This is a genomic window from Thalassospira sp. MCCC 1A01428, from assembly GCF_002115825.1.
Classification (GTDB): domain Bacteria; phylum Pseudomonadota; class Alphaproteobacteria; order Rhodospirillales; family Thalassospiraceae; genus Thalassospira.
Map to the genome: position 1 here is coordinate 1 of NZ_JFJZ01000074.1, position 13,272 is coordinate 13,272.

Here is a 13,272-nt window from a genome sequence, read left to right on the forward strand (position 1 = left end):
AATGACGTTTGTGACGTTTTTTTGGAAAAACCTTTTAAAACAGCTACTTGCGAACAAGCCTCTATCAACCCTGAAGTTGCGGCAGACCCGGGATGTGATTAATGGTTGATGCAATGCCGCTTCCCCCGGCCTGACAGCAAAGTATCCTGATGAAAGACAGCCAAGACCATGCAGTTTAATGCCCCCCTGAGGGAAATGAAGTGACCTGCCATATGGTAAATACCAGTCACGAGGATAGCGCATATGGGCTTCGCGGGAGAATATTTCAAACAAGGATCCGGGGGAAACCGATAGCAACACCCCCAAAAATTGCTGGATTACGGGAAATATGTCTGAAAAAGACAGAATTTAGCGATTGTGAACCTTTATTTTACCAGACAACTTGATTATGCAAGGTGTTAGAGTATGCCGATTGGGATGAGGGAACAGGAAAACATGATCAGATTACGACATGGCATATATAGTGTGGCGTTGGTGGCTTCGCTGGTATTGGGCGGCTGCGAGAACCTGTCACATATGGCATCTGGTTCCTCGAGCACGTCGGCCAGCAACCAGGACAACAGCAAAGGCGGATCAGCGATGCCGTCTTTCAACAAATTTACCGACATTCCAATGCCGTCCAATTCGACACTGGATATGGACCGCAGCATCATATTTGGTGCCTCGGATGCGTGGACAGGCCGCCTGGTTTTGAATTCACGCGGGACGCCCGCACAGATGTATGATTTTTACGAACGTGAAATGCCAAATTTTGGCTGGAGCAAGGTGACCGTTGTGCGCGCTGATGTCAGTGTTCTGGTCTATGACCGCGAAAGTCGCGTTGCGACCATCAAACTGACCCCCGGATCCTTTAGCGGGTCCACTGTCGATATTACCGTATCGCCCAAGGGATAAGTCAAACTTATCCATCGACGACATAATAATACAAAAGGCCGCTTTCCACAGATCGGAAAGCGGCCTTTTTGCTGTTTTAAAGCGTAAAGTTAACGCGTCCCGAACAAACGGTCGCCGGCATCGCCAAGCCCCGGGACGATATAAGCCTTTTCATTCAGCTTTTCATCAAGGCCTGCCGTATAAACCGGGACATCCGGATGGGCTTGCTGGAAAACCCGCATGCCTTCCGGTGCTGCCACCAGCGCCATAAAGCGAATGTCGCAATCCTTGACACCGTATTTGTTAAGGACATCAATGGCCGCAACGGCAGAATTACCGGTTGCCAGCATCGGATCGACCAGAATAAAAGTCCGGCCTTCGACCTCGGGCAATTTGACCAGATATTCGACAGGCAGATGGGTTTCCGGGTCGCGATACATGCCAATATGGCCAATACGGGCCGACGGCATCAGTTCGATCAAACCATCGGCCATGCCAAGCCCGGCCCGCAATATCGGCACCACGGCAAGTTTGCGCCCCTGAATAAGAGGGGCGTTCATTTTGCAAATCGGGGTCTGGATTTCCTCAAAACTTACCGGTAATTCGCGGGTAATTTCATATCCCATCAACAAGGCAATTTCGCGCAACAGCTGGCGAAAGGTTTTGGTTGAGGTATCAACCTTGCGCATATGCGTCAGCTTATGCTGGATCAGTGGATGTTCGAGAATGTGAAGATTGGGAAATTCGGTTTGATTGCTCATGATAGTACCAGCCATCCTCAATTACACTGCGCCAGAAATGATTGGGGTGTCACCTAACGGGTTTACCACAAGAAGGCAAGTCTGTTGGCCCACACTATTAAATAGCATGCCGCAGTTACCCTATAAAAAGCAAATGCCGATGTCAGAGCAAGACACCGGCATTTATCAGAACGGAAAAAGCCCCAAACGAAACCAACAGTTAATCGATGGTTTTGTCATTGGGTTCCGCACGGACAGGGAACCCATCGATTCCGGTATCTTTTTTAACTTTTTCAGCCCCGGTCCGGGCTGTCGTCGCGTTGGGATACGCCCCGACCCGCACATAATACCAGGCACCATCATTGCTACCGCGTTCAACTACAGCAACTTCGAGGCCTTTTTTACGCAATTCACCGGCACGCTGACGGGCGTTGGCATCTACCTTAAAGGCCCCGACCTGAATGGAATAAGGCATGTTCTTGCTGCCCGGTTCGCGATGAAGGGCAGCAGATGCCGCTGTTTCCGTTTCGGCAGTTTTGGGGGCTTTTACAGCCGTTTCTTTTTGAGGTGCCGGTTTAGGGGGCTTGGCATCCTTGCGAATATCAGGTGCAACCGGCCTGGCTGCTGGCTGATCGTCAGAGGATACGGCACTATCTGAAGTGCCCGCGCTGTTCGCTGCCCCCTCGCCTTCGTCAGCACCCATTGCCGAGGCATCGGGTGTCGTCGCATTCGAGGATGCGCTATCCCCCATATCGGGGACAGCTGGGGCGCCATTATCATCAGGATTGTTCTGATCGGCATCGCTATCCCCCGCTGCCTTTTCCGCAATTAAATCGCCAACAGGGTCAACCCCCTGCGGCTCATTGCTCCCGGCAGCATCGGTTGACGGCATATCACTGGTGGTTTCCGGTGCATTATCCGTGCTGCCCCCGTCAACAGGTGACATCGGACCAGTTTGCTGAGGATTTTTTTGGGTAATATCGGTTTGAATGCGCGGAGCAGTATTTTGCGCCAGCAATTCCATTTTATCGCCGCTGGCAACGTCACTGGTTTGCGGCGCATCAGGCCCCATAAACAAACCGGCCCCCACCAGCATACCGCCAAAAAACAGCACCAGGCCAAGCATGCAGGCCCCGGTTATTAGCCCCAACAATGTTTTGCGATCCATGTCTGCTATTGTCCTGTTAATGGTAGAATATGCGGGCGAATGGCCATCTTTTTGCCCGGCCACAAGTGGCCCGACATTTTTTGACCCGGCACTGTTTTTACCCTGTCCGTAAAAAAATGCTGGCAAAGGCGCCTTTGATGATCGCCCTTGCGGGTCTGTACTGGAATGTTCCGGGTCATTCGCGGCCACTGTTTTTTGCGCCTTGTTTTAAAGTCGTGTCGTTCCAGCCCGTGATAAAATCATGGCTACGGGTATTTCTAACCGCAAGGCGGTTTAAAAAACACTTAAATGCCGACGAATTTGCTTAAATTCGCAGCATAAAACACAACATGAACCTGAATATGGCAAAAAATAAGGGCTGGCATTGAGCCCGGCTTTGTCCCGCACAAATACCGGATGCCAGCCCCTCGAGTGAGAGAGATCGACCTTCGGGGAGAGAGTTCCCGAAGAAGGACTTCCAGATACGCCATGTTTTCCGGAAGTCATGTCACCAACGGAAATTCCGTTGGCCAGTGACAACAACAGTTATAAACAACCTGAATTTCAAATGCAAACGATTATCACACACATTCGCAATTATTTTTTCAACCTTCCCTCTCCCTCACGCCAGCTGCGACACGACACGCTATACGCGAAAAGCAATTTCATCATCGCGAAGCAGTCGTAGGCAAGGGTTTCCCTATGGTTCTTGCCATCACGAAAATTACGCAAAATGCGTCAGAACTGTTGTCTTTATATGAAACCTCTGCTTGGATTGGTTCCAATGCGGCCAAAAGGTCGCAACGGGAGGTCACAATTAATACACATATAAAAATCCAAGTGACTGAGGAGGGTGTTGGATGAAGGGAGTAAAGGCCGTAAATACGGCTGTGGGGAGCAAGAGCGCAAGTATCTTTACATTGCGCCGTATCCTCTTGGTAATTGGTCTTTTATTGTCAGGGGCTGTGGCATGGATGCTGCTATGGACTGGCGACAATTACCGCAACTTTGCTGTTGAAACGTTAAATAACTCGGTTAGCAGCACGGTGAATTTTTTTGTAAGATCGCGGGTCATCAACGACTACGCAAATCGAATCACACCTGTTACCAATGACTGGTCACGCACAACCCGGCTGGTAAAGGCGCTACAGGAAAACAACGTCGACAATATCAAAACCGAACTTACGTTCTTTTCAAATGCCAGTCAGGTGACACAAGGGGAAATCAACCTGATTGAAACGATTGCCTATGACAGCAATTTTAATAAGGTTGCATCGTCGGACAACAGTACAGGCGAAAGCGTTGCGGACGACCCTGCCCTGAATGAAATGTTAAAATCACGCGATAAGGCCGCAGCCCGCAAGGCTGTTTCCTATATCTGGCATATGAGTGATGGACGACCGGTTTTCAGCATGATCCTGCCAATTGGCGGGTTCAAGGCAGTCGGGTTTCTGGAAGTTGTAACTGACCCGCTGCCCATTTTGCAGGGTATGGGAGCCGTTTTGGGTGGCGACTTCCGCATTGTGGGCAATGACGGCCAGGTATTGTTCGAAAGCCTGGAAAATGACGGTGAAACCGAGGATACCGCACCGGCAGAGGCAAATGCAGACGAAGCAGCAGCAGAAATAGAACAGGCAAACGAAAATACCGATAAAACACATCGCCGGGCATCTGTTGATATCAGTATTGACAATGGTCGTGGCGGCCAGTGGGCCAAGGCAACCTTTACCCGTGACATCACCGAATTTTACAGCCGTACCGGTGAATTACGTAATTTGTCGATTGAATTACTTGTCGCGGTGCTGGCTGTTGGCTGGATTGCAGGTTGGTTATTGCTTCGTTTAACGGTATTTCGCAATTTGCGCGGCTTTGCCCGCGCCATGACATCCATTGCCGAAGGGGACACCAGCGTTCGCCTGCCCAAGGTTGGCAATGATGAAATTGGTGAAATGCGCAAAGCCCTGGTGCAGTTGCGTGAGTCTGTTCGCCAGGCCATGATTTTGCAAAACATGGTTGAAAACACCCCGACAATGACGGCCTTAATATCGCCCGAAGGGGATTTGACCTATTTAAATGCCAGCGCCAAGCAGTATCTTGGCGGTGACATTCAGGACGTCAAAGAGGACTTTCTGGAGCTTGGTCCCGAATTTCAGCGTAAATTACGCGACCCGGCCAATTTGCCGTTTGAAGACGTTCTTCAATCGGGGAATGATCATCTTGATATTCTGGCAGCGCCGGTGCGTGACAAGGATGACGAACTTGTCGGCACGATGCTGGCCTGGAACAATGTGACCGAACGTGAGGAAGGCCGCATTGCCATTCAGGAACTGGTGGTTGAGGTTGAAAACGTTGCCCGCTCGGTAACACAACAATCAGCAATGCTGCTGGAACTGGCAAATAACCTGACCCACCAATCGGAAGAAACCGTCACCCAGTCGGGAACGGCACTGGATGTTTCGCGCGATGCTGCAAACAACACCCAGAATGTGGCAACAGCGGTTGAGGAGCTTTCATCCTCGATTGCGGAAATTAACCGACAGGCGGGCGATGCTAGCTCGGTTACGGAACGGGCGCGTTCGGAAGCCGAGGAATCGCAACGTAATATCGTTTCGCTGGAAAATGCCAGTTCGGAAATCGGATCCATTATCGATCTGATTAACGACATTGCCCATCGCACCAAATTACTGTCGTTAAATGCCACGATCGAGGCCGAACGCGCCGGTGAGTTGGGCAAGGGTTTTGCTGTGGTTGCCAACGAGGTTAAATCGCTGGCGGACCAAACCGCAAATGCCACAAGCCAAATTGGTGATCTGACCGGCGCCATTCAAACCGAAGTGAAGAAAGCCGCCCGTTCGATCAGCACGGTTGGTGATGTTATTCATCAGGTGAATGACATCCAGAATACCATCACCAGTTCGGTTGATGAACAACGCCGTGCCACCAGTGAAATTTCAGAAAACGTTCAGCGCATCGCCCAGGGTGCCGGCACGATGGATGAAATGATCCGGTTTGTGAATGGTGGTGCACAAAGCACTGGCAAAACGGCCTATGACCTTAACAGCGCCAGTCACGAACTTTCGCAAATGGCAAAAAGCCTGTCTGATCGCATGGCAGCCTTTAGCTCACGCGTGAAAATTGGCGATTAAAACTGTATCCCGGTGACCCAAAAAGATCATCGGGGTCAGTTAACTTGCTGGCGTTTTAAAAAGCCTTTGTCTTAAAAAACACCGCGCTTTTACCTAAATCAAAGGACCGTTTCCCGGTCACAAGAAAGCGGAGCCGAACATATCGGCTCCGCTTTTGTTTTGTGTCAGCATATGTAAGAACAGGCGAAAATCTTTATTCCGCAACTGACTTGCTGGCGATTTCATAAAGATCGCGCGACAGGTTTTCCTTGGCGAGAATACGGTTCAACTCCGCATTCATTTTCACCGCCCGGCCCTCGTCAAATTTGCGCCACTTGCCCAAAGGCGCGGCCAGACGGGCCGCCACTTGCGGGTTTAGGTTATCAAGCTCCATTAAACGGTCAGCATAGAACGCATAGCCACTGCCATCAGCAACATGAAAATTACGCTGGTTGGCCATGGCAAACGCCCCGATCAACGCGCGCACCTTATTCGGGTTTCGCATGGTAAAGGCCGGGTGTTCCATCAGTTTTTTGATTTGATCAAGCGTATCCTTGCGCGATGACATCGCCTGAAGCGAAAACCACTTGTCAATCACAACAGTGTTGCTGGCAAAGCGGTTTTCAAAATCGGCCAATGCTTCGTCCCGCCCGGGATGGTCCTGATCGTTCAAGACAACCAAAGCCGCCATACGATCCGTCATATTATCAGCCGTTCGATATTGCTCCAGCGCCAGATCAACAAATACGTTTTCACCTGTTGCCGCCAAATAAGACAAGGCGACAGAACGCAAGGCACGCTGGCCAGCCGATGCTGCATCTGGGCTATATGAATCGTTCGAGGCATTGTTACGATAGGCCGCCTCGAATTCATCCTGCAAGGATATGCCGATTTTACGACGCATCGCCTGACGCACCTGATAAATTGCTTCGGGATCCGCCGGCTGCAACTGTTCAGATAACATTGCTTCACCTGGCAGGATCATCGCCTGCGCGCGGAACGCTTTATCAAGGTCGTCATTGATGAGTGTCGCGCGCAAGGCGGAGCAAAATGCATCAACATTGCCAAGGGCCGCATCGGCATCCCCCGAATTGTGATAGGCTTTAATGCCGTCAATCAACAGGTCTGATGCATATTTCTGCCCGGCTTCCCAGCGGTTGAAGGCATCGGTGTCGTTGCCCATCAAAAATGCCAGATCATCATGCGACGGCGTTGTGCCGACATTAACCGGTGCGGAAAAATCGCGATTGAATGAAACAACCGGCTCTTGCGCAATATCTTCAAACACAAATTCCTGCTTGCCCTGCGTCAGATCAATGGTTTTAGCCAGAAGTTCGTCACCATTGCGCCCCAGCAGTCCAACTTTGATCGGCATTTGTAAATCAGACTTGATTACCTGGCCTGGCGTCGGTTCGGTTTTCTGCTCGATGGTCAGGCGATAAGTCTGGTGTTTGGCATCATATTCGCCATTCCACACCAGATTAGGTGTCCCCGATTGCGAATACCACAGGCGGAACTGGTCAAAATTAACACCATTGGCATCTTCCATCGCGCGGACAAAATCATCACAAGTTACGGCCTGCCCGTCATGGCTTTCAAAATAAAGGTCAATACCCTTGCGATAGCCCCTGGTGCCCAGCAAGGTGTGCATCATACGGATGACTTCAGCACCCTTCTGATAGACCGTTGCGGTATAGAAATTGTTGATTTCCATATAGCTGTCGGGCCGCACCGGGTGCGCCAGCGGGCCGCCATCTTCGGGGAACTGCCCGGCACGCAAACGCTGGACATCCTTTATGCGCTGCACCGGACGCGAGCGTTCGTCAGAGGAAAATTCCTGATCACGGAAAACCGTCAGCCCTTCTTTTAGTGACAGTTGAAACCAGTCGCGACAGGTGACACGGTTGCCCGACCAATTATGGAAATATTCATGGGCAACAATCGATTCGATCAGTTCGAAATCGGTATCGGTCGCCGTATCAGACTTGGCGAGGATATATTTGGCGTTGAAAACATTCAGGCTTTTGTTTTCCATTGCGCCCATATTAAAATCCGACACGGCGACAATGTTAAACAGGTCCAGATCATATTCGAGACCATAAACATCTTCGTCCCATTTCATCGCCCGTTTAAGCGAATCCATCGCATAGTCGCAGCTGTCTTCATTGCCGTGTTCGACAAAAATGCGCAGGGCAACATCACGCCCGGTCATGGTTTTAAAGCTGTCTTCAACACAGGCAAGGTCACCGGCAACCAACGCAAACAGATAACACGGTTTGGGAAACGGATCATCCCACACAGCCTGATGAAGACCACCCTCAAGATCCTTGCTGGAAACAAGATTACCGTTAGACAGTAATACAGGGCAGCTATCCTTGGGCGCATTGATGGTGACACGATAGGTCGCCATCACATCGGGCCGGTCCTGAAAATAGGTGATCCGGCGGAAACCTTCGGCTTCGCACTGGGTGCAATAAGCACTTTGCGATACATACAACCCTTCAAGACGGGTGTTGTTAACCGGCGATATCCGGGTTTGAATTTCTACTACAAACTGCTCGGACGGGGCCTTGAATTGCAGTGTGGTCGCATCAACCTGATAATCGCTGGCGGCCAATGCAGCACCATCAATGGCAACCGACAACAATTTCATGTCCTCGCCATCCAGCACCACCAGGTCACCGGCACCTGAATCGCGATCCGGATTCGCCTTCAACGAAAGCCGCGACGTTACCGTTGTCGCCTCGCGATCAAGGTCAAAAACCAGTTCGACTGTTTCGATCAAAAAAGCCGGCGCGGTATAATCCTCGCGGCGAATCACTTGGGGCTGTTCCGACATGAAATGGTCCTTTTCCTTGTTCTTTCGCGCTTTCGAAACAGTATGGCAGTGGCAGCCACCCCGTATCGACGCACGCTTTAACGACTGTTTCACCCCCACAAATAGCGCGGATTGCCCATACCCACAAATGCAGAGTTTACGTGGCGGCAATTACACGTCATAATCATAGATGGTGGCGCGAGGGGGGCCGAAGTTTCACATTCGTGGGGCGAAGGTGTTCTTTGGTTTCCCTCACTCCTTTCCGGTGTCGCACCCAAAAACAAAAATCCCGCAGGACAGAAAGTGCCGCGCAAGCACAATGAACCGATTGTGGGCTAACCCGCGATCCGGTTATATTTTTACTGTTTCTGGGGATCGTTCATTTATGACCACCGGTTTTCACATCCTGATTGCTGACGATCATCCGCTGATGCGCGGTGCCCTGTCACATGCCGTTTCATCAGAACTAACCGACATTACCATCCATGAGGCCGGGAACCTGGGCGAGGCCATTGCCGCAATTGAAGCCTGCCGCAAGCAAGACCACGATATTGACTTGGTTTTGCTGGATTTGCACATGCCGGGTATGAATGGCTTTACCGGTCTATTTACGCTGCGCGCTTCTTACCCTGATATTCCTGTTACCATTGTTTCCGCCAGCCAGGATATGCCGGTAGTGCGCCGTGCCATTGAATACGGTGCAGCTGCCTTTGTTCCCAAATCTGCCCCGGTCGAGCAAATTGGTGCCGCCTTGCGCGCAGTGCTGGATGGTGAAATGTGGATGCCGGACTGGGCGCGCGACGCAATTGAAAATTCACCACAAAAAGATGCCAATACCGACATTGCCGCCAAAATAAGCCAGCTTACACCACAGCAGTTGCGCGTTTTAAACATGCTGACAGAAGGCAAGCTGAACAAACAGATTGCCTATGAACTTGATGTGACCGAAGCCACCATCAAGGCGCATGTGTCGGCCATTTTGCGCAAATTATCGGTGCATAGCCGCACCCAGGCGGTCATTGTCGCACGCGAACTGCAATTGCAGGAACCTGCTGTTGAGGTTTGACCACATCTGGAAAATGCTTGATCCAGCCATTTGATGAAACGGATCAAGTTGAAAAACAGCCTAATCCACCATCAGGATATTTGCGGCCGATATGCGGATGGCATCTGAAACACCCGCAATTGAATCTTCCGTGACCATAGCGCGTGCTATGGTCAACCCCCCTATCAAAATACCCAGAAACGACCACGCCTTTGCCAATTGCCGGTCTTTGGCGATGTGGGGTAACCCCGCTGCGATCAGGGCGGCAATCCGGTTCATTTTGTGATCGTAAAGCGCACGGGTTTCGGCATCTGCCCGCGAAATTTCGGGTGACAGGCTGGTCATGGCACAACCACAAGCAATGTCGTCGCGATGAGCGCGCCCTAAATAATAATCAATAAAGGCACCCGTCCAGTGCGAGCCGAAATCGCGCTGAAATCGGGGAATATTTTCAATAACCTCATCCAGCCCCAAATCAAGAGCCGCGCGAAACGCTCCATCCTTTGAGCCGAAATGGGCGTAAAATGCACCGGATGTTGCATTGGCAGCCTTTGCAATGCCATCTACGCCAACCCCGGCATACCCTTTGGCCCGAAAGCCCTGGCTGGCTGCTGCCAGCATATTCTGGCGGGTTTCTTCCTTGCGTGTCCTGTTACTGACCACGGCTGTTCTCCCGCTTTTTCCTAAAATATATCGATCGTTATATTTTTAGTTGACAGCGTCTGCTTTGTCGATCAGATTTTAAATATAGCGATCGTTATATTTTTAACTCACGATGTCTCTCTACGCATTCATCTTTAATCCTTTGCTATTCAGGCAAGCCTGCCTTGCTTTGGCAAAGTTACCAAAAACATGCCGAAAGCCACTGTGATTTACCGGTCAACCACAGCATCTGTCCGTTTGCGCCTTTTGGCACCGGACCTTGGTTTAACGCCCCATTATGAAAGCACAGCAATGTCTTTATCCGCATTCGTCTATACTGAACTTCAAATTTCAGCCCCGTTCGATCAGGTTCCGTGGTAACCCATTAACACTGCAATCAAACAACAGCCGGGGTTTTTGAACAAAACCTGGCTTTCCGGGCATGGCAATAATTCTGCGGGTGGCATTTATGCGTTTGACTCCATTAAAAATGCCCAGGCCTTTGTCACCGGCTATTTCCCGGCCGAAGCCCGAAATTTTGGCGTCGCCCAAACCACGCGTATTTTTGACGCTGACGCAACCAAAGCCGCCAGCATCGCTATGAATTCAGTACATTTCGGCCATAAACCTGGCAAAAACCCCGGTGCGTTTGTTTATACCGAGGTCCAATTGAGCGTTCTTCCCTTTGACCGGGGACCATGGCGCGATTTGAACCCTGTATTAAAAAAGCAACCCGGCCTGCTATCCAAAACCTGGCTATCGGGGCTACACACAGGCACCGTCGGTGGCTTTTACGCGTTTGATAGCCTTGAAAATGCAAAGACATTTGCGCTGGATTATTTTCCGACAGAAACGGCAGCGCTTAACGCCGCATTTTATACCCGCATATTTGATGCGACGGTAACCGAAGCAGCCAGTCGCGATATGGCGTCGCCCTTTTATGGCTAATTGCATAAATTAGCATGATGCCATCAACGACATAATCGCAGGTGCGCCAGCCCTTTACGGCGCACCTGTTCTGACCGGCACAAGATATCATCTAAGCGACAACGTAAGAAATCCCCTTAAAACTGGCCCTTAACAGCAGCAGACTTTTTGATGATGTTTAACGGCTATACCATAAATATTATAAGCAGCAGGCTCCTCTGCCCAACTCCATGTCGTAAAACATTGAAAAGTGCCTATCATTCTGCAATTTTTCGATGTGTATTTGCACAAATCTGATCAGGCATTCCAGCTTTGGTCACCACCACCAAGCTTTCTGATCCCTTTACTGGCATCACAAACGGACCCGGATCATGACCAAAGGGCATATCGCCGTCTTGCCAACTTCAAGGCCCGGGATCGAGGCCATCGCTGCTTGCTCGGCGCACCAGTTTTCCCGCCACAGCCACGATGTATTTGGCATTGGCATGATTGATGGCGGGGCGCAAAAATCGGCTAGCGGGCGCGGCGTGGTCGAGGCAGGCCCAGGAACAATCATTACTGTTAATCCCGGTGAAATCCACGACGGTATACCAATTGGCGGAGCAGCGCGAAAATGGCGGATATTGTATTTCCGCCCCGATATTCTGGTCGATGCGATGAATTCCCTGTTTGAGGGCACAGCACCCGAGCATGAATTTACCAGCCCAATTTTTAAACGCCCTGCATTGGCGCAATATTTCAACCTGATATTTAACCACGTCATAAGCCAAAACATCCCTGGCGATAGCGAAATATCAAAAATGAAATACGAAGAACTGCTTATTCTTCTGGCGCGGGCAAGCCTTGAGCAAAGCACCCGGCCATGCGAAAGCATGATGATTGCCCCTGGCATTTACAAAGCAAAACAGCAAATTGACGATGACCCGGGCGAAGCTCTTCAGCTTGACGACCTGGCACACACCAGTGGCATAGGGAAATTTCAGTTAATTCGCGATTTTTGCCGATATACCGGCTATACCCCACACGCCTACATCATGCAAAAACGCGCCCTTCTGGCACGACACCTGATTTTACAAAAAACCCCTTTGGCAGACGCCGCGATGACAGCCGGTTTCGCCGACCAAAGTCATATGACACGCCAGTTTATCCGCTTTTATGGCTATAGCCCCGGCAAGCTGGCAAAAACGGTAGCGGGCCGCTAAGGCAACGCACCATGCCATGCAATTTTATTCAAGACCGGCAAAACTGCGCGCACCATATTGGGCAAGTATATTTTACCTGCGTCAGGAGCCAGCATGTCGGTCGAATTTTTTATAACCTCGCTTGTTTTAGTATTACTGCCCGGTAGTGGCGTTCTTTACACCCTGGCATCGGGGCTTAGCCAGGGTTGGAAAACCAGCATATGGGCCGCACTTGGCTGCACCTTTGGCATTGTTCCAGCCATCGTCGCCAGTGTAACGGGCCTCGCCGCCCTTCTTCACAGCAGCGCCCTGGCATTCGAGGCCCTGCGCTATATCGGGGTGTTATACCTGCTTTATATGGCACAAGCCATTTGGCGTGATCGTTCAATGATGGTCATCGAGGAAAATATGCCTTCCAAAAGCAATGTGACTGTCGCGATCAACGGATGTTTACTCAATATCCTCAACCCGAAACTGACATTGTTCTTTTTGGCATTTTTGCCGCAATTTATTCCTGCGGATGCGCCAGATACCACTTCCCGCATGATCCTGCTTGGCAGCATTTTTATGGCGATGACATTTGTGATTTTTGTGGGATACGGCATGTTCGCCGCCCTCGCCCGGCGCTATGTTTTAACGCGCCCCAACGTCATGGTGTGGCTCCGCCGAAGCATCGCCGGAATATTTGTAGTGCTAAGTGCGCGTCTGGCATTTTCCTCGCGCTAGGAAGCAATTCAATTTAATCGCAGACACGCTAGGCTCAGGACCTATTAA

10 protein-coding genes are annotated in these 13,272 nt (G+C 50.7%); 6 read left to right on the forward strand and 4 right to left on the reverse strand.

Features of this window, described 5'->3' with window-relative positions:
- Positions 1-435 precede the first annotated feature (435 nt).
- Positions 436-894 carry a hypothetical protein gene (locus THS27_RS24740; RefSeq protein WP_246833101.1) on the forward strand — a complete coding sequence of 153 codons (459 nt, stop codon included), beginning with the start codon at positions 436-438 and terminating at the stop codon, positions 892-894.
- A gap of 89 nt (positions 895-983) precedes the next feature.
- Here the strand turns inward: THS27_RS24740 and upp are convergent, their stop codons facing one another.
- Both upp and THS27_RS24750 read right to left on the reverse strand, forming a co-directional pair.
- Positions 984-1,634: a uracil phosphoribosyltransferase gene (upp, locus tag THS27_RS24745; RefSeq protein WP_085595476.1), complete on the reverse strand. Its 651-nt coding sequence runs from the start codon at positions 1,632-1,634 to the stop codon at positions 984-986.
- Between the two features lie 199 nt (positions 1,635-1,833).
- Positions 1,834-2,781: an SPOR domain-containing protein gene (locus THS27_RS24750; protein WP_085595478.1), complete on the reverse strand. Its 948-nt coding sequence runs from the start codon at positions 2,779-2,781 to the stop codon at positions 1,834-1,836.
- Positions 2,782-3,620: 839 nt separating this feature from the next.
- Between THS27_RS24750 and THS27_RS24765 the strand changes: the two genes are divergently transcribed.
- Positions 3,621-5,906: a methyl-accepting chemotaxis protein gene (locus tag THS27_RS24765; RefSeq protein ID WP_246833102.1), complete on the forward strand. Its 2,286-nt coding sequence runs from the start codon at positions 3,621-3,623 to the stop codon at positions 5,904-5,906.
- A 193-nt stretch (positions 5,907-6,099) separates the two neighbouring features.
- On the opposite strand, the gene pepN is transcribed toward THS27_RS24765, so the two are convergent.
- Complete coding sequence (gene pepN / locus THS27_RS24770; protein ID WP_085595486.1) at positions 6,100-8,724, reverse strand: aminopeptidase N; 2,625 nt, start codon at positions 8,722-8,724, stop codon at positions 6,100-6,102.
- Between the two features lie 364 nt (positions 8,725-9,088).
- Here pepN and THS27_RS24775 point away from each other — a divergent pair, with 364 nt between their 5' ends.
- The gene (locus THS27_RS24775) at positions 9,089-9,769 is read left to right on the forward strand and encodes a response regulator transcription factor (protein WP_085595496.1); all 681 of its coding nucleotides are present in this window, start codon (positions 9,089-9,091) and stop codon (positions 9,767-9,769) included.
- A gap of 60 nt (positions 9,770-9,829) precedes the next feature.
- Here the strand turns inward: THS27_RS24775 and THS27_RS24780 are convergent, their stop codons facing one another.
- Entirely contained in the window at positions 9,830-10,411 is a 582-nt protein-coding gene (locus tag THS27_RS24780) for a TetR/AcrR family transcriptional regulator (RefSeq protein ID WP_085595488.1), read from the reverse strand.
- A 375-nt stretch (positions 10,412-10,786) separates the two neighbouring features.
- On the opposite strand from THS27_RS24780, the gene THS27_RS24785 reads away from it, so the two are divergent.
- The 3 genes from THS27_RS24785 (at position 10,787) to THS27_RS24795 (ending at position 13,224) form a co-directional block, all read left to right on the forward strand.
- On the forward strand, positions 10,787-11,338 hold the full coding sequence (locus tag THS27_RS24785) for a YdhR family protein (RefSeq protein WP_256376837.1): 552 nt from the start codon (positions 10,787-10,789) through the stop codon (positions 11,336-11,338).
- 350 nt (positions 11,339-11,688) lie between these two features.
- The gene (locus tag THS27_RS24790) at positions 11,689-12,519 is read left to right on the forward strand and encodes an AraC family transcriptional regulator (protein ID WP_085595490.1); all 831 of its coding nucleotides are present in this window, start codon (positions 11,689-11,691) and stop codon (positions 12,517-12,519) included.
- A gap of 93 nt (positions 12,520-12,612) precedes the next feature.
- Complete coding sequence (locus tag THS27_RS24795; RefSeq protein ID WP_085595492.1) at positions 12,613-13,224, forward strand: LysE family translocator; 612 nt, start codon at positions 12,613-12,615, stop codon at positions 13,222-13,224.
- Positions 13,225-13,272 lie beyond the last annotated feature (48 nt).